At 42.0% G+C, this 1,659-nt stretch carries 2 protein-coding genes and 1 tRNA gene; 1 reads left to right on the top strand and 2 read right to left on the bottom strand.

Features of this window, described 5'->3' with window-relative positions; all coding sequences use genetic code 11:
- The coding region (locus tag KDK14_RS20505) for a hypothetical protein (protein ID WP_257267093.1) at nt 1-203 on the bottom strand (203 nt) is incomplete at its 3' end.
- Nucleotides 204-411: 208 nt separating this feature from the next.
- On the opposite strand from KDK14_RS20505, the gene KDK14_RS20500 reads away from it, so the two are divergent.
- A tRNA-Ser gene (locus tag KDK14_RS20500) sits at nt 412-504 on the top strand.
- Between the two features lie 179 nt (nt 505-683).
- Here KDK14_RS20500 and KDK14_RS20495 read toward each other — a convergent pair.
- Nucleotides 684-1,424 (bottom strand): protein kinase, encoded by a 741-nt coding sequence (locus tag KDK14_RS20495; protein WP_257267092.1) that lies wholly within the window; start codon nt 1,422-1,424, stop codon nt 684-686.
- Between the last annotated feature and the right edge of the window lie 235 nt (nt 1,425-1,659).

Here is a 1,659-nt window from a genome sequence, read left to right as displayed (position 1 = left end):
GAATTTTTAGACCAATTTATCGCAACCGCAGCAGGGCAGTCTATTCTCGGACAGCTTCCCAAGGGTGGCTGAATAGTTACTTTAAGTTTTGGCCATATGGAATAAATTATTTTCTGAGTTTTAGAATGCCCTGCTGATAAACTGCATTGACTCCCAGTGTTCTTTTTTTTCAAGGAATTTATGCCTCTGATAAAAATTTCCAATCGGCAATGTTCCGTATTACTGGGTATATGACCGGCTTGAGTCTGATTGAAACGGATTTTGATGGTAGTCAACTGGTCCTTTTCTTTTGGATACACTAACTTGAAATGGCAATCTTGTTCTCGCTACGATAACTTGGATTAAGTTCTGGAATTGACAAAAAAAAGACTTGCTTTTCAAGGGGCTCAGGGTAACATATCTGTCGTTCGCGGTGAGGTGGCCGAGTGGCTGAAGGCGCTCCCCTGCTAAGGGAGTATACGGTTTGTAGCCGTATCGAGGGTTCGAATCCCTCCCTCACCGCCATTTATCCTATCTGATGAGTTCTTACCTCATTTATGCAAGACTTCTTCTTCCTTGCCCTGAGTTGTGTGCATTTATCCTGACCGAGTTATTCTATTGCCGTCGTATTAATATCTTTGTATTATTTCCTGTATATCATGGCCAACTCAGTGTCGGCATGACAAGGGATACGTTGGCAACATTTATACCAGCCCTGTAAGTTTGTACGATGTGTGTATATCATCAAAGTAGGGGTGTTCCAGCGCTTCGCTGGGTGACAGCCGTTTGTCAGGATCCGGTTCCGTTAGTGCCCAGAAAAAGTCAGCCGCTTGTTCACCTTCAATCTTCCGAAGTTTCCTGTAAGCTTTTTTTCTTGCTTTTTTCAATATGTCTACAGCATCTTGATAAGGCATCTTATGATCTAAGTACATGTCGCGAGTAACAGGCATTATAACAGTGTCATCACCTAGACATATTTCAGCAAACGTACATCCCAGAGCCCAAGAGTCAGCTTTGTCTTTAGGGTAATCGGTCAAACCATACAGTTTTTCCGGTGACATATAGCCTGGTGATCCGCTGCGTACCATGGGTTCAGTCTCGTCTATTTTTGTTGCAAACCCAAAATCGCATATCTTAACGACACCTTTGTCATTAATCAGAATATTTTCAGGTTTAATATCATGATGCTGGTAACCGGCTTTAAATAGCGTGTTAATGCCGTTGGCAGCCTGAAAAAAAGTGCTTTTTAGCTTATCTCCGCTGAAAGGGCCATTATGTAATGATGAGTATTCTAAATCATCACCTCCATATTCCATAAGGGCGTATTTTTTATTAGATTTTCCTCGACTCAGGGCAACCAGGTTGACAATATTGTCTGTATTGCCACCGGTTTCTGCTATAGATCGCTGAATTCTTATCATCTGTTCACATTCTTTTTTGCGCACCTTTTTATTACCAACTTTTTAAGGGCAAATTGTTGATTGGTCTTCCTATGTTTCATCAGGTACACAGAACCAGAATTCCCTTCACCTAATGTCTTGACTTTATCTAATTCTCTTTTAGGTACGATCGGGCGATTGTACTTAGCATCGATAGGGGCGCCCTGAAAAGTAATAGGTGCTGCTGGTCAGGGCGATAGAATCGGCCTTACGATCGTTCCAATCAAGGCTAATTTAAACG

Origin of the sequence: Endozoicomonas sp. ONNA2 (assembly GCF_024606365.1) — a bacterium.
Classification (GTDB): Bacteria; Pseudomonadota; Gammaproteobacteria; order Pseudomonadales; family Endozoicomonadaceae; genus Endozoicomonas.
The sequence above is the reverse complement of the archived record's forward strand: the minus strand, read 5'-3'. Positions and strand labels throughout refer to the sequence as shown.